General features: G+C 66.7%; 20 protein-coding genes and 1 pseudogene. 11 read left to right on the top strand and 10 right to left on the bottom strand.

Annotated elements, in window-relative coordinates; all coding sequences use genetic code 11:
• Nucleotides 1-71 precede the first annotated feature (71 nt).
• Nucleotides 72-1,304 (bottom strand): ABC transporter permease, encoded by a 1,233-nt coding sequence (locus KBZ13_RS05910; protein ID WP_255007377.1) that lies wholly within the window; start codon nt 1,302-1,304, stop codon nt 72-74.
• Between the two features lie 27 nt (nt 1,305-1,331).
• Nucleotides 1,332-2,759, bottom strand: a pseudogene (pyk, locus tag KBZ13_RS05915) (pyruvate kinase); the annotation flags it as partial.
• 65 nt (nt 2,760-2,824) lie between these two features.
• Between pyk and KBZ13_RS05920 the strand changes: the two are divergent.
• From KBZ13_RS05920 to KBZ13_RS05935, 4 genes are all read left to right on the top strand, one after another.
• On the top strand, nt 2,825-3,154 hold the full coding sequence (locus tag KBZ13_RS05920; protein WP_255007379.1) for a nucleoside triphosphate pyrophosphohydrolase family protein: 330 nt from the start codon (nt 2,825-2,827) through the stop codon (nt 3,152-3,154).
• Between the two features lie 108 nt (nt 3,155-3,262).
• Nucleotides 3,263-3,898: an HD-GYP domain-containing protein gene (locus tag KBZ13_RS05925; protein ID WP_255007734.1), complete on the top strand. Its 636-nt coding sequence runs from the start codon at nt 3,263-3,265 to the stop codon at nt 3,896-3,898.
• A gap of 101 nt (nt 3,899-3,999) precedes the next feature.
• Nucleotides 4,000-4,455, top strand: a complete 456-nt coding sequence (locus KBZ13_RS05930) for a hypothetical protein (RefSeq protein WP_409995623.1) — start codon at nt 4,000-4,002, stop codon at nt 4,453-4,455.
• A gap of 378 nt (nt 4,456-4,833) precedes the next feature.
• Nucleotides 4,834-5,226: a PilZ domain-containing protein gene (locus KBZ13_RS05935; RefSeq protein WP_255007381.1), complete on the top strand. Its 393-nt coding sequence runs from the start codon at nt 4,834-4,836 to the stop codon at nt 5,224-5,226.
• 110 nt (nt 5,227-5,336) lie between these two features.
• On the opposite strand, the gene KBZ13_RS05940 is transcribed toward KBZ13_RS05935, so the two are convergent.
• Genes KBZ13_RS05940 through ilvA form a run of 3 tightly spaced genes read right to left on the bottom strand, consistent with a single transcriptional unit; the run spans nt 5,337 to nt 7,871 of the window.
• The gene (locus KBZ13_RS05940) at nt 5,337-5,627 is read right to left on the bottom strand and encodes a YggT family protein (RefSeq protein ID WP_255007382.1); all 291 of its coding nucleotides are present in this window, start codon (nt 5,625-5,627) and stop codon (nt 5,337-5,339) included.
• 26 nt (nt 5,628-5,653) lie between these two features.
• Entirely contained in the window at nt 5,654-6,256 is a 603-nt protein-coding gene (scpB, locus tag KBZ13_RS05945) for an SMC-Scp complex subunit ScpB (protein ID WP_255007383.1), read from the bottom strand.
• 49 nt (nt 6,257-6,305) lie between these two features.
• Nucleotides 6,306-7,871, bottom strand: coding sequence for a threonine ammonia-lyase, biosynthetic (gene ilvA / locus KBZ13_RS05950; protein WP_255007385.1), 1,566 nt, complete (start codon nt 7,869-7,871; stop codon nt 6,306-6,308).
• Nucleotides 7,872-7,975: 104 nt separating this feature from the next.
• On the opposite strand from ilvA, the gene dxs reads away from it, so the two are divergent.
• Together dxs and KBZ13_RS05960 are read left to right on the top strand one after the other, a co-directional pair.
• The gene (dxs, locus tag KBZ13_RS05955; protein ID WP_255007386.1) at nt 7,976-9,886 is read left to right on the top strand and encodes a 1-deoxy-D-xylulose-5-phosphate synthase; all 1,911 of its coding nucleotides are present in this window, start codon (nt 7,976-7,978) and stop codon (nt 9,884-9,886) included.
• Entirely contained in the window at nt 9,883-11,094 is a 1,212-nt protein-coding gene (locus KBZ13_RS05960) for an NAD(P)/FAD-dependent oxidoreductase (RefSeq protein ID WP_255007388.1), read from the top strand. Before dxs ends, KBZ13_RS05960 begins: the two co-directional genes overlap by 4 nt.
• Before the next feature lie 21 nt (nt 11,095-11,115).
• Here the strand turns inward: KBZ13_RS05960 and psaK are convergent, their stop codons facing one another.
• The 4 genes from psaK to KBZ13_RS05980 form a co-directional block, all read right to left on the bottom strand.
• Nucleotides 11,116-11,373: a photosystem I reaction center subunit PsaK gene (gene psaK, locus KBZ13_RS05965; protein ID WP_255007389.1), complete on the bottom strand. Its 258-nt coding sequence runs from the start codon at nt 11,371-11,373 to the stop codon at nt 11,116-11,118.
• A gap of 66 nt (nt 11,374-11,439) precedes the next feature.
• Nucleotides 11,440-12,567: a substrate-binding periplasmic protein gene (locus KBZ13_RS05970; RefSeq protein ID WP_255007391.1), complete on the bottom strand. Its 1,128-nt coding sequence runs from the start codon at nt 12,565-12,567 to the stop codon at nt 11,440-11,442.
• Nucleotides 12,568-12,574: 7 nt separating this feature from the next.
• On the bottom strand, nt 12,575-12,892 hold the full coding sequence (locus KBZ13_RS05975; protein WP_255007392.1) for a DUF3593 domain-containing protein: 318 nt from the start codon (nt 12,890-12,892) through the stop codon (nt 12,575-12,577).
• The gene (locus tag KBZ13_RS05980) at nt 12,889-13,179 is read right to left on the bottom strand and encodes a DUF2499 domain-containing protein (RefSeq protein ID WP_255007393.1); all 291 of its coding nucleotides are present in this window, start codon (nt 13,177-13,179) and stop codon (nt 12,889-12,891) included. The genes KBZ13_RS05975 and KBZ13_RS05980 overlap by 4 nt, the downstream gene beginning before the upstream one ends.
• Before the next feature lie 80 nt (nt 13,180-13,259).
• On the opposite strand from KBZ13_RS05980, the gene csaB reads away from it, so the two are divergent.
• The 5 genes from csaB (at nt 13,260) to KBZ13_RS06005 (ending at nt 18,916) form a co-directional block, all read left to right on the top strand.
• Complete coding sequence (gene csaB, locus KBZ13_RS05985) at nt 13,260-14,306, top strand: polysaccharide pyruvyl transferase CsaB (protein ID WP_255007394.1); 1,047 nt, start codon at nt 13,260-13,262, stop codon at nt 14,304-14,306.
• 82 nt (nt 14,307-14,388) lie between these two features.
• On the top strand, nt 14,389-15,351 hold the full coding sequence (locus KBZ13_RS05990) for a fatty acid desaturase (RefSeq protein ID WP_255007395.1): 963 nt from the start codon (nt 14,389-14,391) through the stop codon (nt 15,349-15,351).
• Nucleotides 15,348-16,367: an alpha/beta fold hydrolase gene (locus KBZ13_RS05995; RefSeq protein WP_255007396.1), complete on the top strand. Its 1,020-nt coding sequence runs from the start codon at nt 15,348-15,350 to the stop codon at nt 16,365-16,367. The genes KBZ13_RS05990 and KBZ13_RS05995 overlap by 4 nt, the downstream gene beginning before the upstream one ends.
• Nucleotides 16,368-16,406: 39 nt before the next feature.
• Nucleotides 16,407-17,705 carry a type III glutamate--ammonia ligase gene (gene glnT / locus KBZ13_RS06000; RefSeq protein ID WP_255007397.1) on the top strand — a complete coding sequence of 433 codons (1,299 nt, stop codon included), beginning with the start codon at nt 16,407-16,409 and terminating at the stop codon, nt 17,703-17,705.
• Nucleotides 17,702-18,916 carry a glycosyltransferase gene (locus KBZ13_RS06005; protein ID WP_255007401.1) on the top strand — a complete coding sequence of 405 codons (1,215 nt, stop codon included), beginning with the start codon at nt 17,702-17,704 and terminating at the stop codon, nt 18,914-18,916. Before glnT ends, KBZ13_RS06005 begins: the two co-directional genes overlap by 4 nt.
• Before the next feature lie 12 nt (nt 18,917-18,928).
• Here KBZ13_RS06005 and KBZ13_RS06010 read toward each other — a convergent pair whose 3' ends face one another.
• Nucleotides 18,929-19,855: a metallophosphoesterase gene (locus KBZ13_RS06010; protein ID WP_255007402.1), complete on the bottom strand. Its 927-nt coding sequence runs from the start codon at nt 19,853-19,855 to the stop codon at nt 18,929-18,931.
• Nucleotides 19,856-19,858 lie beyond the last annotated feature (3 nt).

Below are 19,858 nucleotides of genomic sequence, written 5' to 3' on the forward strand. Positions count from 1 at the left end.
ACGGTTTCAACTTCTTAAGGGTTTCTCAAGGGATTCCGGCAGCGCGGCGTCACACCAGGCCCGAGCTCCGATCAGAGGCTGCGCAGAGCCGTGATCGGATCCAGCCGGGCCGCCCGGCGGGCGGGCACCACACCGAAGAACAGGCCGATCGATCCGGAAAGCCCGACGGTGAACAGAACACTGCCGGCACTGATTGCCGCGGGCAGCGCCGTGAAACGGCTGACGCCAGCTATGGCCGTCAGGCCCACCGCGCTGCCGATGACCCCACCGAGGACCGCCAGCACCAAGGACTCCACCAGGAACTGCAGCAGCACATCGCTGCTGCGCGCCCCCACCGCCTTGCGCAACCCGATCTCCTCGGTGCGTTCGCTCACCGATACCAACATGATGTTCATGATTCCAATACCGCCCACCAGCAGCGACACCCCACCGATGGCCGCCAGCATCAGGGTCAGGCCGCCGGTGATGGTGCCCACGATCGCCAGGGCGTCCTTTTGAGAACGTACGGCGAAGTCGTCTTCGCGAAGAATCTTGTGCCGCTGGCGCAGCAGGTTGGTGATCTGAAATTTGGCCGCGTTGGTGCTGGCTTCGTCGCGGGCTTCCACACTGATGAAACTCAGGGTCACCCCGAAGCTGGGGTCGCGGCCACTGAGCTTGCTCACCATGGTGGTGAGAGGGATGTAAGCGGCCTCATCGGGGTTGGAGCCGAAGGCGCCACCTTTTGGCGCCATGACGCCGATCACCTCGAAGGCCTGATCGCGGATGCGGATGCTGCGGCCGATGGAGGAGCCTCCGGAGGGCAGCAGCTTGTCGCGGAGATCGGGGCCGATCACGGCCACGTTGCGGGCCGACTGAAGGTCTTTCTCAGTCAGGAATCGGCCTTGGGCGACGTCGAAACGCCGCACACTCAGGAAATCAGGGGTGATTCCGGAAATGGTGGCATTGGCGGTGTTGGAGCCGGCCTGCACCACCTCGTTGAGGGTCACCTGCGGTGCCACCCGCCGAATGCTCGGCACCTGCTGGGCAATCGCCTCCGCGTCTTCCAACACCAGGGTCTTGGGGGTGTCGATCCCCTGGCGGCGCGTGTCGTTGTTGCCGGGCACGATGAACAGCACGTTCGCGCCAAGGGTGTTGAGCTGACCCTCAGCCAGGTTCTGGGCCCCGGTGCCCACCCCCACCAAGGTGATCACCGAGGCGTTGCCGATCACGATGCCCAGCATGGTGAGCAGGCTTCGCAGCCGATTGGCCCTCAGGGTGCTGAGGGCCATGGACACCGTTTCCCGCAGGGGGAGTTGGACGGCCACGGGCTAGGCCCAGGTGGCGCTGTTGTCCGACGCGACGATGCCCACCTTGACCAGATCGGTGGAGCCGCTGACGCCGGTAAGGGTGCCGGCGGTCTGAACCACCAGATCCCCTTCCTGCAGCAGGCCCAGGTCCTGCGCCACATCCATGGCCTGGGAGAAGGTGCCGCTGGTGGAGTCCTGGGCGAGGATCAACAACGGGTTCACCCCCCAGACAAGCTGCAATTGCCGCGCCACTTTCTCCTCACTGGTGATCGCCAGGATCGGGGTGGCCGGCCGGAACTTACTCACATTACGGGCGGTGGAGCCGCTCTTGGTGAGGGGCAGGATCGCCGCCGCACCGAGCTGGCGGGCGATGCTGCTGACGGCCTGGCTGATGGCATTGGGAATGGTGCTGGCGATGTGACTGTCGAGGGTGCGCAGGGGGTAATCACGCTCGATTCTCCGGGCGATCTGGGCCATGGTCGCCACCGCCTCCACCGGGTAGTCGCCGACGGCGGTCTCGTTGGAGAGCATCACGGCGTCGGTGCCATCGAGGATGGCGTTGGCCACATCGCTCACCTCGGCGCGGGTGGGCCGGGGGCAGCTCGCCATGCTGTCGAGCATCTGGGTTGCCGTGATGATCGGGATCCCCAGGCTGTTGGACTTGCGGATCAGTTCCTTCTGCAGCAGCGGCACCTCTTCGGCGGGCATCTCCACCCCCAGATCGCCCCGGGCCACCATCACGCCGTCACAGAGCGGGAGGATCGCGTCGATCTGATCGATCGCTTCGAATTTCTCGATCTTGGCGATCACCGGGGTGGTGTGGCCATGGCTGCGGATCAGATCACGGATCTCCTCCATGTCGGAGGGATTGCGCACGAAGCTGAGTGCCACCCAGTCCACGCCCTGGGCCAGACCGAAGGCCAGATCCTCACGATCCTTGGGGGTCATCGCCCGGATCGAGAGCTGAACGTCGGGGAAGTTGACGCCTTTGTTATTGGAGAGCACCCCGCCAACGGTGACGCGGCAGTGGAGTGTCTGCTGGGGCTGGTCGATCGACTCCACCACCATTTCCACCCGGCCGTCATCGAGGAGGATCCGGCAGCCTTCCACCACTTCTTCGGCCAGCTTGTCGTAGGTGACCGTGGCAATCGACTGGTTGCAGGCCACCTCACGGGAGGTGAGGCTGAAAGGGTCGCCGCTGGCCAGGGTGATCGGGCCGGATTCGAAGCGCCCCAGGCGGATCTTCGGGCCCTGGAGATCCTGAAGGATGCCGATATGGATCCCCAGCTCGGCCGCCACCTGGCGGATGGTGACGATCCGGGCCGCGTGGTCGGCGTGGTCGCCATGGGAGAAGTTCAGCCGGAAGGTGGTGGCGCCCGCCAGAACCAGTTGCTTGAGCCGCTCGGCGGACTCGGTGGCGGGGCCGATGGTGGCCACGATCTTTGTGCGCCGCGTCAGATCGGGCTGGGCCATCAGAAGGGCCAAAGGATTTTGCGGAAACTACCATCCGGCGAGGCCTTTGCTGCCATCACCTCCCTATGGATCTTGACGCCTATCAGCGCCAGGCGCGCCAGACCGCCCGTTACCCCGAGGTGGGCTCCAACCCCATCTACCCCACCCTCGGCCTTTGCGGTGAGGCGGGTGAGGTGGCCGATAAGGTCAAGAAGGTGCTGCGGGATCGACAGGGGGTGTTCGATGCCTCGGTGCTCGACGGACTCAAGCTGGAGCTGGGGGATGTCCTTTGGTATGTGGCCCAATTGGCGAGCGAGCTGGGCTTCAGCCTCGAGGAGATCGGCCAGGCCAACCTGAGCAAACTGGCCGATCGCGCCGCCCGCGACGCCATCTCCGGTAGCGGCGATCACCGTTGACACTTAGGATTGGCACTACGTATTGATTTCTTGGAACCGCTGCTGGCGCTCCCCTCTGAGCGAGGTTTCGATGTCCTCGGAGGACTCGAAGGTACGTTATGCGCCCTGTTGGCGGTCCTGGAAGCGCGCGACAGCGTCACCTACGTTCATTCGCAGCGGATGGCGGATCTTTCAGCCGCCCTCGCGATCGAACTAGGGCTCAATTCCCAGGATGCTTTGAGCATCCGTGTTGGAGCATTACTCCACGACATCGGCATGATCGCCCTTCCCATCGACATCCTCAGCAAGCCCCGGGAATTGTCGATCTCTGAACTCGCCGCCGTCACCGGCCATCCCCTCACCGGCTATGCGGTGCTGCGCAACATCCCCCTGCCGCTGTCGATGAACCTGGCCGTGCTCCAGCACCATGAGCGGCTCGACGGCAGTGGCTATCCCCATGGGCTCAAGGGCCAGGCCATCTGCCAGGCCGCCCGCATCCTGGCGGTGGCCGACACGGTGGAGGCGATGGTCAGCGAGCGGCCCTATCGGGACGCCCCAGGCCTGGACGCGGCGCTTGATTTGATCGAACAGGGGAAACATCGATTGTTCGATTCCAAAGTGGTCGAAGCCTGCTGTCGGCTCTTCCTCGATAAGGACTATGCCTTCCCGGAATCGTTTCCCTCCTACCTGAATCCGGAATCGTCGGATTCGAGCAATTCCGCTGGCGAGCGCGCCAGTGGCGGGGCAGAGCGGCCCCTGTTCTGATCGACCCCATGCTCTCGGTCGCCCCCGCCGCGCTCCTGGCCCGCCTCAGGAGCTTGCACCTGTCCACCCTGGCTTGGCTGGTGACCCTGAGCCTTGTCTTGATGGTGGTCCTGGGGCAGGCGGCGCCAGTGGCTGCCGCCGATCTCCGGGTGAGCGGTGTCACCCTGGAGCCTTGTCCGGCCAACGATGTGGGGACCCAGCCGGAGCTTCGCCGCGAGACGGAGGCCCGCTGTTATGCCCTGCGCGGGCAGGTGTTCAACCCAGGCTCTCGCCCGGTGGTCGACACCGATGTCTTTGCCTTGATCCTTGATGCCAGCGGCGAACCCGTGCTGCCCAACCGCTCACGGGTGGGCTCCATCGGTGATGTGCCCCCCGGCGAATCGGAATTCGCCCTGCGGCTGGCGGTGCCCCCTGGCACCCCGGGGCCGTTCCGCTTCAGCAACGTCAAAGCCCGGGGTTTCAGCGCCCCGGTGCGCCGCAGGGCGGGCGCCGATGATGAGCTGCTGCCGCTCGAGGAGCAGCTGATGGGCGGAGCGATCGAGGCTCCACCGACTTAGTTGTGATTGGCCAGGAGACTGTTCAGCTGACGATTCGCGCTGAGCCCGTCAGGCTCAGCAGGTCCTTGAAGCCAATCAAAGCGATGCAACCTTCGCTGCCGCACTCCCGGCCAAGGCGTTGCTTAGTTCGTGGTGAGGCCCTTGTCCAGGCACAGTTCCCAGGCTGGATCCAGCTGTGCCGATCACAAGTCGAAAGCTCTGGCGCAGAACCACAACCAGCGCAGCTCAACGATGCAGTTGGAACGGGCGCGCCTTAAATCCAAGGAGGCCCGACATCATCTGATGTGCCCTTGCGCAAGGCCTTCTGGGGGCAAATAATGACGGAGAGGATCTTGAGAGCAGGATGGACCATCAAGATTTGACCATCGGTTGGTCCCCATGACTGATTCCAGTCAGCGCCACCCAAGGCGTCACAAGCGCAATCCGATGCCCAGTTCAGTGGGCCTGGCTTATGAGTTCCATCTCCAAAGAGGTGGGGTTCATCACGGAGAGGTCTGGGACCTCAGTGCCGGTGGAGCTTGCCTGACCCTGCCTGGCAGGAAGCTCATTCAGATCGATTCGCCGGGGTTGCTGTTCATTCAACATCCCTTTCAGCATGAAGGCGTGAAACTTCTGGCTCATGCATGCTGGACGCAGTCCAGTTCAAGCATCACCTTTTTTGGACTGGTCTTCAGCGAAGGTCCTCTGAAAAAGGGCACTTTCCTCGATGATTACATGCGCGGATCCTGGGTGGATCGCATGGCTGTTCGTCAACTCGATCAGGCGGCTTGAATCTCAGCCGCTGATGAGGAAAGGGTCGATGTCAAAGACTTTGCTATCCACAGAACGGGGGGAGCCCCATCCTGCGGCTCGCGGCTGGGCAGCCTGATCGGACATGAGAACTAGCCGAGGCCGCCGCCGATCAGGGAGGCACTCAGCCCCCCCAACAAGGACTGCGCCACGTTGAGGGCAATGAAGGCGATGATCGCCGAGAGATCAAGTCCCCCCAGGGGCGGGATCAGGCCCCGGAACGCATTCAAGTAAGGGTCGGTGATCGAGCTCACCGTCGAGAGCACCGGGTTGCTCCAATCGAGATTCGGGAACCAACTGAGCAGTACCCGAACCAAGAGGATCAAGGTGTAGATGCTCAATGTCTGGGCCAGCACGTTGAGCAAAAGGCTCAGGGCTTCCATGGGGCGCGATCCAATGTCATCCGACTCTATGCAGCCTTCGCCCAATCGTGCAGGCCCTCAAGCCTTTCCTGGACGGCTTCGGCGTCCAGGGTCTGGGGTTGGCCCTGTTCAGCGGACACCGAGGCTTCTGGGGCCGCAGGGGCCTGGCCTTTGGGGTCGTCGGCCTTGATGGCGAAGGTGCGGTGAAATTTTTCGCTCAATGTGAGCCAGGAGGAGCGACCGTCGCTCTGCCGACGGCGCTCGATGAACCCCTGGGCCAGCAGCTCCTTGATGTGGTCGTAGGCCCCAGAGCCCCTGAGTTCCACCAGCTCCGATTGCAGCAGGCGTTTCTTGAGGGCGATCGTGGCCAGGGTGCGCAGGGAGGCGGTGGAGAGATCCACCGGCAGCAGGTTCTGCACCAGATCCCCGAGGCTTTCGCGCAGCTGCAGGCTGAAGCGCGGGCCCTCCTGGCGGATCTCCAGGGCCGTGTCCCGGTGGGCGTAGTCGGCCATCAAGGTGATCAGGGCCAGCTCCACGTCCCCACGGCCGACGCCGGCGATCTCCGCCAGTTCCCCGGGGCTCAACGGTCGCCCCTTCAGATAGAGGATCGCCTCGAGGTGGGCCGGGAGGGAGAGGAATTCGCTGGGCATGGGTCAGCGCCAGCAGGGCTGGTCCGCACCGTACCGCAGGCGAACCGACTCAGGCCAGTGCGGGCCTGGGCGCGGAGTTCGGTCCGAGGAACAACCGGTAGGCGGGGTTGTTGGTCTCATCCCAGTGGCGGTAGGCGAGGCCCTCCAGGAAGCTGCCCCAGGCCTGGCGATCCAGGGCGCTCACCTGCACTCCCACCACGATCCGGCCCACATCCGCACCGTGGTTGCGGTAATGGAAAATGCTGATCGTCCAGTTGGGGTGCAGGGCGTTGACGAAGGCCATCAGGGCCCCGGGTCGCTCAGGGAACTCAAAACGGTAAAGAAGTTCCTGGACCTGCCCACCTGCGGAGCCTGCCCCCTCCGCCACCGGCAACCGGCCCCCCACCATGTGGCGCAGGTGCAGCTTGGCCAGTTCGTTGCCGCTCAGGTCGAGGCAGGGGAACCCGGCTGCCTCCAGCTCCGCCGCCAGGCGTTGGTTGTCGTCGTGGCCCTTGATCTGCACCCCCATGAAGATGTGGGCGGTCCGGGAATCGGCCATGCGATAGCTGAATTCCGTGAGACTGCGGGAACCCAGCACCTCGCAGAGGCGCCTCAGGCTGCCGGGCTGCTCGGGGATTTCCACCGCCAGCATGGCCTCGCGTTCCTCCCCCAGCTCGGCCCGTTCGGCCACGAAGCGCAGGCGGTCGAAGTTCATGTTGGCGCCACAGGCCACGGCCACCAGGGTCTTGCCCAAGAGCCCCCGCCGCAGCACATCCGCCTTCAGCCCCGCCACCGACAGGGCACCGGCGGGTTCGAGGATCGAACGGGTGTCTTCAAAGACGTCCTTGATGGCTGCGCAGATCTCATCGGTGTTCACCGTCACCATGGCGTCCACGTACTTCTGGGCCAGGGCGAAGGTGTGCTCCCCCACCCGGTGAACGGCCACGCCATCGGCGAACAGGCCCACCTGCTCAAGACTGACCCGCTCGCCCGCCGCCAGGGAGCGGGTCATGGCATCGGCGTCGACGGGTTCCACCCCGATCACCTCCACCTGGGGCCAGAGGCTTTTCACATAGGCGGCGATGCCGGCGATCAGCCCGCCGCCGCCCACAGCCACGTAGATGGCATCGGGGGGGGTGGAGCACTGGCGAAGAATTTCCAGCCCAATCGTGCCCTGGCCGGCGATCACCTCGGGGTCATCGAAGGGGTGGATGAAGCTGAGGCCTCGCTCCAGCTCCAGGCGCCTGGCCTCGGTGTAGGCCGCGTCATAGGTGTCGCCGTGCAGCACCACCTCGGCGCCGCGGGCGGCCACGGAACGCACCTTCATTTCCGGTGTGGTGACCGGCATCACGATCACGGCCGTGCAGCCGAGTTTCTGGGCCGCCAGGGCCACCCCCTGGGCATGGTTGCCGGCGCTGGCGGCAATCACACCCCGGGCGCGCTCGGTCGCCGAGAGGCCCACCATCTTGTTGTAGGCGCCGCGCAGCTTGAACGAGAAGACCGGCTGGAGGTCTTCCCGTTTCAGCAGCACCTTGTTGGCCAGTCGGGCGGAGAGGTTGGGGGCGGGATCGAGGGGAGATTCGATCGCCACGTCGTAGACCCTGGCCCTCAGGATCCGCTGCAGGTAGTCGCTCATCACGCCAGTGTGCCAAGGGCCCGTCACTCCCTCTCGAAACGGTGACTCTTGCTCCCGAGGCCCCTGAGAGAGGCCCTAGATTGACTGAATCGGAACGGTCGCGCATGCATCTCAGTGAGCTGAGCCATCCGAATCAGTTGCATGGGCTCAGCGTTGCTGAACTCGAGGCGATCGCCCGCCAGATTCGCGAGAAACATCTGGAGGTGGTCTCCACCAGCGGCGGTCACCTGGGCCCTGGTCTGGGGGTGGTGGAGCTCACCTTGGCCCTCTACCAAACCCTTGACCTCGACCACGACCGGGTGGTCTGGGATGTGGGGCACCAGGCTTACCCCCACAAGCTGATCACCGGCCGCTACAACCAATTCCACACCCTGCGCCAGCGCTCGGGTGTGGCGGGCTATCTCAAACGCTCCGAGAGTCGTTTCGATCATTTCGGCGCCGGCCACGCCTCCACCAGCATTTCGGCCGCCCTGGGCATGGCCCTGGCCCGCGACCGCCGGGGCGAGGAGTTCAAGTGCGTGGCTGTGATCGGCGATGGGGCCCTCACCGGCGGCATGGCCCTCGAGGCGATCAACCACGCCGGTCACCTGCCCCACACCAGGTTGCTGGTGGTCCTCAACGACAACGACATGTCGATCAGCCCACCGGTGGGGGCCCTTTCCACTTACCTCAACCGCATGCGGCTGAGTCCGCCGGTGCAATTCCTCTCCGGGAACGCCGAGGAGGCGATCAAGCACCTTCCCTTCCTGCACGGGGAGCTCCCCAGCGAGCTCAAGACCCTCAAAGAGAGCATGAAGCGGTTAGCGGTGCCGAAGGTTGGCGCGGTGTTCGAGGAGCTGGGCTTCACCTACATGGGCCCGATCGATGGTCACAACATCGCCGAGATGGTGCGCACCTTCCAGGCGGCCCATCGCAGCGAGGGGCCGGTGCTGGTGCATGTGGCCACCACCAAGGGCAAGGGCTACCCCTACGCCGAGGCCGATCAGGTGGGCTACCACGCCCAGTCGGCCTTCGATCTGAAAACCGGCAAGGCCTTCCCCTCCAGCAAGCCCAAGCCCCCGAGCTACAGCAAGGTCTTCGGCCAGACCCTGGTCAAGATCTGCGAGCAGGACCCCACTGTGGTCGGCATCACCGCCGCCATGGCCACCGGCACGGGCCTCGATCTGCTGGAGAAGTCCCTGCCGAAGCAGTACTTCGACGTGGGCATCGCCGAGCAGCACGCCGTCACCATGGCCGCCGGCATGGCCACCGCCGGCCTCAAGCCCGTGGTGGCGATCTACAGCACCTTCCTGCAGCGTGCTTTCGACCAGCTCATCCACGATGTGGGGATTCAGAAGCTGCCGGTCACCTTCGTGCTCGATCGGGCGGGCATCGTCGGGGCCGATGGCCCCACCCACCAGGGCCAGTACGACATCAGCTACCTGCGGGCCATCCCCAACTTCACGGTCATGGCCCCCAAGGACGAGGCCGAGCTGCAGCGCATGTTGGTGACGTCCATTCAGCACAGCGGCCCCTGCGCGATCCGCTTCCCCCGCGGCGAGGGCGAAGGGGTTCCGCTCATGGAGGAGGGTTGGGAGCCCCTGGAGATCGGCCGGGCTGAGCAGCTCGCCGATGGTGATGATCTCTTGATCGTGGCCTACGGGTCCATGGTGGCGCCGGCCATGGCCACTGCTGGGCTCCTCCAGGAGCAGGGGGTGAGGGCCTCGGTGATCAATGCCCGTTTCCTGCGGCCCCTCGATGAGGCCCTGATCGCTCCCATGGCCCGGCGCATCGGTCGGCTGGTGACCATGGAAGAAGGCGCCCTGGCCGGTGGTTTCGGTGCCGCGGTGGTGGAGGCTCTCAGTGATCTGGAGGTGCTTGTGCCCACCTTGCGCATCGGTATCCCTGATCAACTCGTCGACCACGCCAGCCCGGACCAGAGCAAGCAGGCCCTGGGGCTCACACCGCCGCAGATGGCCGACCGCATCCTGGAGCGCTTCGGGGCCGCAATCCGCCGTCAGCCTCTCGCCGTTTGAACCTGGCTCCAGCGTTCCGCTGCCAGGTGCTGGTGGTGGGATCCGGACCAGGGGGAGCTGATCTGGCCCGGCGCCTGGCCCGTGCCCAGGTGGAGGTGTTGCTGGTGGACCGCTTGCCGGACCTCAGCCAGGCGGCCTTCAGCAGCGCCGCCCTCCCCCTGGCGGCCATCGAACGGCTGGAGCTTCCGGCCCAGGTGGTGGCGAGTCGCTGGAGCCAGTGGCAGCTGCTGGGGCCTGGAGAGCAGCGGCGCGGATGGGCTTCCGATCGTCCTTTGGGGGTGGTGCTGGAGTTCGGCGCCCTGCGCCAGTGGCTCGCGGATGAAGCCCGCGGCTGGGGCGCTGATCTGCTGCTGGGAGCCACCGCCCAGGGCTGCCAGCCCGTCGCCGCCGGGATGTGCACGCGCCTGCGTCTCCCTGGAGGAGGCCGCACCGAGGTGATCAGTGATTGGGTGGTCGATGCCACCGGTCAGGAGCGAGGGCTGATCGGCGATCCAGCCCCCGGCCGCGATCCACTGGTGGAGGGGCTGGGGGTGGAGTGGCTGATTGAGCTGCCACCGGAACGCTGGCAGCCCTGGGCCGATCGGCTCAGCTTCTGCCTCGGCTCCGACTGGGTTCCCCAGGGCTACGGCTGGGTGTTTCCAATGCAACCGGGCCAGCTCAAGGTGGGTGTGTGCCGCTTGATGGATCCGGCGAGCCCCCAGCCGGCCCTGGGGCCCTTGTTGGCGCGGCTGATCAGCCGATTGGGCCTGGGCGACCACCGGGTGCTGGATCGCCATGGCGGCCTGATCCGCAGCACCATCGGCCGCCGGGAGAGCCATCGTCGCGGCCGTCTGATGGCCCTGGGGGATGCCGTCAGCACCGCCAATCTGTTGGGGGGCGAGGGCATTCGCCACGCCATGACCAGCAGCCAGGTGCTGGCGCCGTTGCTGGCCGAGGCCCTGCGGCACCCGACTCGGGCCGACCATCTGATGGATCTCTATCCGAAACGCCTGCGCCGGGCCCTGGGCTGGCGCTGGGGTCTGAGCGGCCGCCTGGCGCGACGCACCTGGCTGGGCCTGAGGAATTCCCAGGCCGACCGGCGTCTCGACGGGCTGCTGAGGGGTCTTGAACGCAAAAACAGGGCAGAGGATCTCTCTGCCCTGCTGTTTGATTACCGCTTCGAGCGCTATGGGCTGCGGGCGCTGCCTGATCTATTGGGCTGGCGCTGAGGCCAGCCGGGGAGCCCGGATTCAGAGCACGCCGCGGGCGGCCAGGCCCTGGATGGCGCCAATGCCGAAGATGTGCCCCAGGCTGGTGGTGGCCAGCAGAGAAGCGTGGCTCATGCCGCCGAAGAAGGCGGAGTTGGGCAGTTTGGCGCCCACGTTGGGTTGCTGGATGGTGGCCTTGCCGATGCCGATCGCGATCACGTTGGCGACGATCATCACCAGGGCCACTTTCGGCGACCAGGAAAGCGAGGCGGGGGCGATAGCCAGGAGAGGTGTGATCATGGATTGGGGAGCGACGCCCCATCTTCCGGGTCTTCCCCAGCGTGGTGAAGCGCGCTTAAGACTTGTTCATCGCCCAGGAGCACTTCCGGCCGGTGCGATGGCGCTGCGGCGCAGGTTGGCCACGGCGCCGCTCCCCTTGAGCGCGCTGATCGCCAGGTCGATGCGGTCGGTGATCGACCCTGGGAGCTCCGGGCTGTAGGCAAAGGCCTGAGACTCGGGACGGATGCCCCGCATCACCAACTCGAGACGGCTCCGATCCAGTCCCTGGAGCACATACTCCAATTGCAGGTCGTCGGCCAGTACGGCATCGGCGAGCCCGCCCGTGATCAGTCGCCCTGCATCGCTCACCCGCGACAGGGGCACGATCCTGATCGTTGGCTGGGCACCGAGTTGATTGATCTCCACCAGGAGTTGCTCACTAATGCTGCCGGGCCGGGCCGCCACCCGTTTGCCTCCCAGATCCCGAAACGTGCGGATGGTCCCGTCACCGGCCGAAAGGGGGGCACGCACGACGTTCACGGTGACATAGCTCACCAGCAGCGAGGCCGCGACGATGCGGATCAGATAACTCAGCAGCACCAAACTGTGGCCCCTCGTGGTGGTGGCCACGGTGTTGGTGCCGGGCCCGGTGGCCAGGATCTGGAAATCCTTGGCGAAACTGCGCCGCCATCCCCTGCGTTTGGTTTCGGGGTTGGACCGGTGCCCTTCGACCCACCACAGGGCCACGGTGACAAGCAGGATGGCCGCCAGAAAACCACCCAGAAGCTGCAGGAGGTCCGGCGCCAACAGGGCGGCCGCGATCGCCTGGCCGAGGGCCAGTCGATCGCGGCGCACCAGCAACGACTGGCCACCTTCCTGGATCGGCAAGCTGAAGCGGTAGCGCTTGAGCCGTTCTGAGGAGATGTTCAGACAGCCCACGGCCACATCGATGACACCGCGATCGGTGGCCTGCAGCAGGGCCGCAGTGGAGGGCCAGGCGCTGAACACGTACGGCAGGCCTTCTCGGCTTGCCAGCTGTTGCCACAACTCCACCGCGAACCCCTTCCAGACGTCGTCCTGCCTGTAGCTGCAGGGCTGGGAGCCATCGGTCACCCCCACGCGCAGCACTGAGGCGGCCCCCGCGCCCGTGCCCGCTGGGGTCAGCATCAGCCCCGTGGCCGTCAGGGCCACCACCAAGCAGCGAAGGCGGTTCATGGATCGATCAGGATTTGGCGCGGGCACTGAACCCCAGCAGCACCAGCAGGTTGCTGAGGGTCAAAAAGGCCTCAGCCCCGCCATGGAGGGGGTCCACATCGGCCAGCTGGGCGCCGTACGTCTGCTGGGCCACCACGGCGGCCACGATCGTGACCGCCACGAACACCAGGGTCATCTGAAAGCCCCGCAGGGCCAGGGGCGGAAAGCGGCCGCTGCGGCTGGCCCACCACAGGAACGCCAGGTAGGGCACCAGGGAGAGCACGAACAGCGGGGCTGGATCGAAGCGGGCCCAGTCGCGCAGCAGGCCGCTGAGAAGCTCATTCATCGGGTCCGCATCAGCTGCCAGGCGGCACCGGCCATGGCCCCATTGCCCACCAAGGTGGTGGCCGCCTGGAACACCACCAGCCCCTGGAGTTCGGCGGCGTTGTCGAACAGGTGCCAGGTGCAGGCGGCCATGGCGCTGACCAGGGCCGGCACCATCGCCAGGGCCAGCCAGGTCCACTCAGGTTCCTGACGCTGACGCCCCCAGTGCTGCACCGCCAGCATCGCCAGGGCCCACTCCAGCACCGAAGTGATGTGGATCCACCAGGTGGGTACCGAAAGGGCGTGCATGGTGCCCCGCACCGACCGTGGTTCGTAATGTACGGAGCCGGAGGGGCTGCTGCGGCCCCGGCTTTGATGCGCCCCTGTTGATGCGGCCCCTGCTCTGTGGCTATTACGGCGAGCACAACCTTGGCGATGACGCCCTGCTGGCGGCCCTGCTGGCCCAGCTTCCGCCCGATCAGCGGCCCCTGGTCACCGCCCACGACCAGGCCCAGGTGCAATCCCGCTTCGGGGTGGACACCTGCCCCCGCCGCCGCCTGAGGGCGGTGTTGTCAGCCCTGAGCGGTTGCGATGCCCTGGTGCTTGGCGGTGGCAGCCTGCTCCAGGACGCCACCAGTTTCCGGAGCCTCGTCTATTACGCGTTGCTGATCGCGGCCGCCCGCCTGCGGGGACGGCCCGTGCTGCTCTGGGCGCAGGGGTTGGGCCCGCTCCATCGGCGCTGCAGCCGCCTGCTGGTGCGGCTGGTGTTGCCCCTCGCCTCGGGGATCAGCTGGCGCGATCCTGCCTCGGCGGCCCTGGCGGCCCGCTGGGGGGTGCGCGCCGCCAGCGGCAGCGACCCGGTCTGGGCGCTGCCCCTCGGCCAGTGGCAGGGGGACGGTGGACCGATCCTGCTCTGCTGGCGATTCAGCCCGCTGCTGGAGAAAGCCCAGTGGCGCCGGCTGCTGGAGGCCCTCGACCAGCTGGCGGAGCAGGCGGATCGGCCGGTGCACTGGCTTCCCTTTCATCAGGATCAGGACGCTGCTCTGCTGGAGGAGCTGAAGCGCAGGGACTGGCTGCCGCCGGCGCTGGCCCGCCGGAGCCAAACCGTGATGGCGGGCAGCCCGGCTGAGGCCATGGCGCTGTTCGAGGGGGCGTCGCTGGTGATTGCGATGCGTCTCCATGCCCTGATCCTGGCGGCTCTCTCGGGGGCCCCCACTGCCGCCCTCAGCTATGACCCCAAGGTGCGGTCGGCCGCCGATGGATTTGATTGCCCCTGTTTGGATCTCGATGGTCCCTTGCAGGTCGTTGAGCTGCTGGGCCGGTGGCAACCGCTGCTGGATCGGCCCACGGATCCGGCCCGGATCGAGACCCTGCGCCAGGCCACTGCCGTGCACCAGCAGTTGCTCCTCGAGGGCCTGCCCCCATCGGCGCCCTGAGCCCCGCCCAGAGCCCAACCCATGGGCGCCATTGGTGATGATGCTTACCAAAGGCCCCCCGGCGCTCTGGTGAACTGTCCTCATGACGCGCACCGTTTCCGTACCTGAACCCCTGACCCCGGCCGGCTCCCTGCTGAACAAGGAGCAGCTGGCCCAACTCAACGTGGGCAGCAATGGCGCCGCCGCCGTGCGGGCCGCCAGCCATCTGGCCTTCATCGTTGTGGCGGGCCTGCTCTGGGGCCAGGTCGGCCTCCCCCTGCCCCTGCGTTTGATCGCTCTTGTGGCCCTGGGGGTGGGCCTGGCCACCTGCTTCGCGCCGATGCACGAATGCGGCCACCGCACCGCCTTCGCCGATCGTCGCCTCAACGACGGCGCCGCCTGGCTGGCGGGGCTGCTGAGCTTCTACAACGCCACCTTCTACCGCCGCTACCACCAGTGGCACCACCGCTACACCCACCTCCCTGGGCTCGACCCGGAGCTGGAGGATCCTGCGCCCACCAGCCTCTGGGGCTACGTGCTCGAGATCAGCGGCTGGAACTGGTGGACCGGCAAGCTCCGCAGCCACGGTCGCCAGTTGCTGGGGGCCGATCTCTCGGCCATGCCGTACCTGAGCCCTGAGGTGATCCCCCAGGTGCGCCGCTCGGTGCGCTGGCAGTTTGCCGTCTATGGCGCCCTGGCCCTGCTCTCGCTGCCGGGAGGCAATGGTTTTCTGCTCTGGTACTGGCTGCTGCCGCTGCTGGTGGGTCAGCCGTTCCTGCGGTTCCTGTTGCTGGCCGAGCACGGGGGCTGCAGCTTCGATCGCGACGGCACCACCAACACCCGCACCACACTCACCCTGGCGCCCGTGCGCTGGCTGATGTGGAACATGCCCTTCCATGCCGAGCACCACCTCTATCCCTCGCTGCCGTTCCACGCCCTGCCGGCGGCCCACGTACTCATCGGTCCCCACCTGAAACACCTGGACCGGGGCTATCTGGCGGTGCACCGCTGGTTACTCGGCCGTTTGCCCAGCCTCGGCTTGCCTGGATCGGGCGTCCAGGCGTGAGTGTCAGCTCCGGCAGCTTTGCCCTCGGTGACGTTGAGCTCCAGTGCGGCCGCACGATCCCGCAGGCCCAGCTGAGCTACTGCAGCTTCGGCACCCTGAACGGAGAACGCAGCAACGCCGTGCTGTATCCCACCTCCTACGGCGCCCATCCCGGTGACATCGATTGGGTGGTGGGGCCGGTGCTGAATCCGGATCGTCACTTCATTGTGATCGTCAACATGCTGGGCAACGGGCTGTCCAGCAGCCCAAGCGATGGGGTCATGGGCCTGGCGGAAACCGGATGGGTGGTCTCCCACCGCGACAATGTGAGCGCCCAACGGCGCCTGCTGAGGGAGCAGTTCGGGATTGAGCGGCTGGCGATGATCTACGGCTGGTCCATGGGGGCCCAGCAGGGCTACCAATGGGCGGTGGACCATCCCGAGGCGGTGGAGAGGCTCTGCTGCCTCTGCGGCACGGCCCGCACCTCCCCCCACAACCAGCTGTTCCTGCTCAGCCTGCGCCAGGCCCTCACCGCCGATCCCCACTGGACGGGTGAGGGCTTCGATGGCGAACCGCTCCAGGGGCTATGCACCTTTGCCCTGATCTATGCCAGCTGGGCCGCCAGCCAGCGTTTCTACGGCGAAGGCCATCACCTGGCGGAAGGTCCGATCAGCCTGGGCGACTACGTCGAGACCCGCTGGCTGCCCGCCTACCGGCGCCATGACCCCCGCAACCTGATCGCCATGCTCGACACCTGGCTCGCCCATGACGTGGCCGCTGGAGCGCCCCACCAGGGCGATCTGGCCGCCGCCCTGGGCTCAATCCGTGCCCGCACCGCCGTGGTGGCCGGCCGTCACGACCTCTATTTCACGGTGGATGACATGGCCACCGAGGCGGCCCTGATCCCCGGCGCCCAGTTCGAGGTGATCGAGTCGGTGCTGGGCCACCGGGCCGGCAACCCCCGCGACAGCCCGCCTGAGCAGGCCCAGCTGCGGGCGGCCGTGGAGCGGCTGTGGGCTCTGCCCTCACCGCTCTGAGCTTTTTCCCCTTTCCTTCATCTCCGCCGCTTTTCCGTCATGAGCCTTCAGGCCTACGCCCACACCAACGGCATCGCCCACTTCCTGGTGTCGTTCACCGATTTGTTCGGGGTGCAGCGGGCCAAGTTGGTGCCCGCCAGCGCCATGGCGGCGATGGAGCGCGGTGGGGCCGGTTTTGCGGGCTTCGCCGCCTGGCTGGATCTCTCCCCCGCCGATGGCGATGTGCTCGCCATCCCGGATCCCAGCAGCCTGATGCCCCTGCCCTGGCAGCCGGATGTGGCCTGGGTGGCGGGTGATCTGGCGCTCGATGGGGTGGCGATGGAGCAATCGCCGCGCCAGGTGCTCAAGCGACAGCTGGAGCGGGCCGAACGGCTGGGCTTCAGCCTCCGCAGTGGCGTGGAGGCTGAGTTCTTTCTGCTCGATTCCAGCGGCGAGGCCCTCCTCGATGCGGGCGATCGCCAGAGCAAGCCCTGCTACGACCAGCTGGCGCTGATGCGTCAGCTGCCTTTGGTGGCCGAATTACTGGGGTCGATGGAGACCCTCGGATGGGGGCCCTATCAGGCCGACCACGAGGATGCCAACGGCCAGTTCGAGCTGAACTGGACCTTCGACCACGGCCTGGTCACGGCCGATCGCCACGCCTTCTTCAAGGTGATGGTGAAGACCCTGGCGGAGCGCCATGGGGGCCGGGCGACGTTCATGCCCAAGCCCTTCGGTGGCCTCACCGGCAACGGCTGCCACTGCCACATCTCCCTTTGGGATGCCCAGGGCCGCAACCTGTTCCATGACCCGGCCGGTGAACTGGGGCTCTCGGCCCTGGCCTACCACTTCCTGGCGGGCCTGATGGATCATTCCCCCGCCCTCAGCTGTCTCACCAACCCCACGGTCAACAGTTACCGCCGCCTGGCGGCGCCCCCCACCAGCTCCGGCGCCACCTGGTCGCCGGGGGGCATCAGCTACAGCGGCAACAACCGCACCCACATGGTGCGCATCCCCGATGACCAGCGCCTGGAGCTGCGCCTGCCCGATGGGGCCGCCAACCCCTACCTGCTGCAGGCGGTGATCCTGGCGGCAGGCCTCGATGGCATCGAGCGCCAGCTGGATCCAGGCCCCCGCTCCGACAACGACAGCTACGCCGACCCCGGCGCCGGCCCCGTGCAGCGCCCCCTGCCCGGCAACCTCGGAGAAGCCCTGGCGGCCTTCGCCGCCGACGGCCGCCTGCGCCAGAGCCTCGGTGAACCCTTCTGCCGGGCCTACGAGCGTCTGCGGGGGCGCCAGTGGCAGCAGTTCAACAGTGAGGTCAGCTCCTTGGAGCGGGAGCACACCCTCGATTGTTGATTCAAATTCTTGAGCCTCTCGGTTGGTCGGCTGCCCTGGGGCTGGCCCTGCTTCTGCTTCTGCTGGAAATTCGCTTTGGCAACGCCCCACGCCTCCAGGCCCTGCCGGCCGAGGGCACCACTGAGCCGGCTGTGCAATGCGGAACCTTCCTGCGCGTCGTTGTACCGGTGTTCAACGAACGGGACAATGTCGTTGATTGCCTCGAAGCCATTCTTGCCAACCGGGATCCCGGTCTGCCCTGGGAGTTGGTGGTGATGGACGACGGTTCCAGCGATGGCACCGTTGATCTGGCCTCCGAAGCGATCCGCCTGCGTACGGAGCCTCTTCCCCTGGTGCGGATCCTTGAGGCTGGACCCCGTCCCCCAGGGGAGCGCTGGTGTGGCAAGAACTGGCCCGCCAGCAGGGCGGCGGCGTTGCCTTGGCCCCCCGGAGATCCCTCCGGCCAGTGGTTGCTGTTCCTGGACGCCGATGTGCGCCTGGATCCCGAGGCCCTGGCGGCTGCTCTCTTTGAGGCTTCAGGTTCAGCCGGAGCCCTGGGGGAGAGGTCGGGCGCCGATCTGCTCACCCTGGCACCTCGGCTCGTCTGTGGCTGCCTGGCCGAGTGGCTGGTGCAGCCGATTGTGGCCAGCCTGCTCGGTCTGGCATTTTCGTTGGAAGAGAGCAACGATCCCTCCGAGACCACCGCCTTCGCGGCTGGCCCCTTCATGCTGTTTCGTCGCAGGGCCTATGAGGCGATCGGTGGCCATGGCGCCGTGGCCGCAGAGGTGGTTGAAGACCTGGCCCTGGCCAGGGCGATCAAGACCAGCGGCCACCGGCTGCGCTATCTGATCGGTACCGAGCTGGTGGCGGTGCGGATGTACCGCAACCTGGCGGCCCTCTGGGAGGGCTGGACCAAGAACTGGTACCTGGGCCTTGATCGCAACCCCGCCGCAGCCCTTGGCAGTGCGGGACTGGTGCTGCTGTTGTACACGGTGCCCTGGGCGCTCCTTCCCCTGACCGTGATGGACCCTGCCCTGGCGGCACCCTGTGGCCTCGCGATCGCCCTGCAACTGTCCTTGCGCGTTTGGAGCCGGCTCCGTTTCGGCACACCGATCACCTACTGGTGGCTTGCCGCCCTGGGGGGGCTGCTGATCGCCCTGATTGTGCCGGCCTCGATCTGGAAGACGGTCACGGGTCGGGGCTGGACCTGGCGGGGCCGCTCCCTGGCCTGAACTCGGCGGAGCTCAGCCCACCAGCTGGCCGCTGCGATCGAGCACAGCCCGGTCGATCGAGCTGCCGCTGCTGTCCCAGGCCTGGATCTCGAGCTGGTTCCCACGGGCACTCAGCTCCGCGAAGCTGTGCACGCTGATCGCCCGGGCCGTGTTCCCATTGGGGTTCACATCGCGCAGGTAGGCCCCGCCGCCGCCGACCACCAGGTAGGTGGTGCCGGCGATCGGCTTGGTGCGCTCGTAGTTGTGGTCATGGCCGTTGATGTAGAGCTGCACGCCGTGGCGGCGGAACAGGGGGCCGAGTCGAGCCTGGGCCGCCCCGTCGTTGCCGTAGTAGCCCGAGGAATAGATCGGGTGGTGGCCGACCACCACTTTCCAGGGAGCGGCGCTGGCGGCCAGGGCCTGCTGGAGCCAGGGCAACTGGCGGCCCCAGTCGGCGTTGACATTGGTGTCGAGCATGAAGAACTCCACCGGCCCCCGGCGCAGGTTGTACCAGCGGCCCTTCATCCCGAAGGGCGGATAGGCCACCTGGGGATTGCCGTTGCCGGTGCGGATGTCGTGGTTGCCGAGCACCGCATGGAAGGGCACACCGGCCTCCAAAAGAGATTTGTAGGGGATGGTGAACATGTCCTTGATCTGGGCGATGTCACCGTTCGGGTAAATGTTGTCGCCGCCGAGCACCACCAGATCCACCGGCCGCTGGCGGTGCACCGCCGCCATCCGGGCCCCCACGGCCCGCTGCGCCGAGTTGCCGCCGCCGGTATCAGCCACGGCGAGCCAGCGCAGTTCAGCGGCGCTGGAGCTGGAGTCTGTGGGCGCACCAACCGGGATCGCCAGGGCGTCCTCGCTGCCGGCGCCTCGCCGCAGCAGCAGCCCAGCGGTCAGCCCGCCGCCCAGGAGCAGCCGCAAAAGGTTTCGGCGGCTGATGAGCCTGGGTTCCACGCG

This window comes from Cyanobium sp. ATX 6F1 (assembly GCF_024346315.1).
Classification (GTDB): domain Bacteria; phylum Cyanobacteriota; class Cyanobacteriia; order PCC-6307; family Cyanobiaceae; genus ATX-6F1.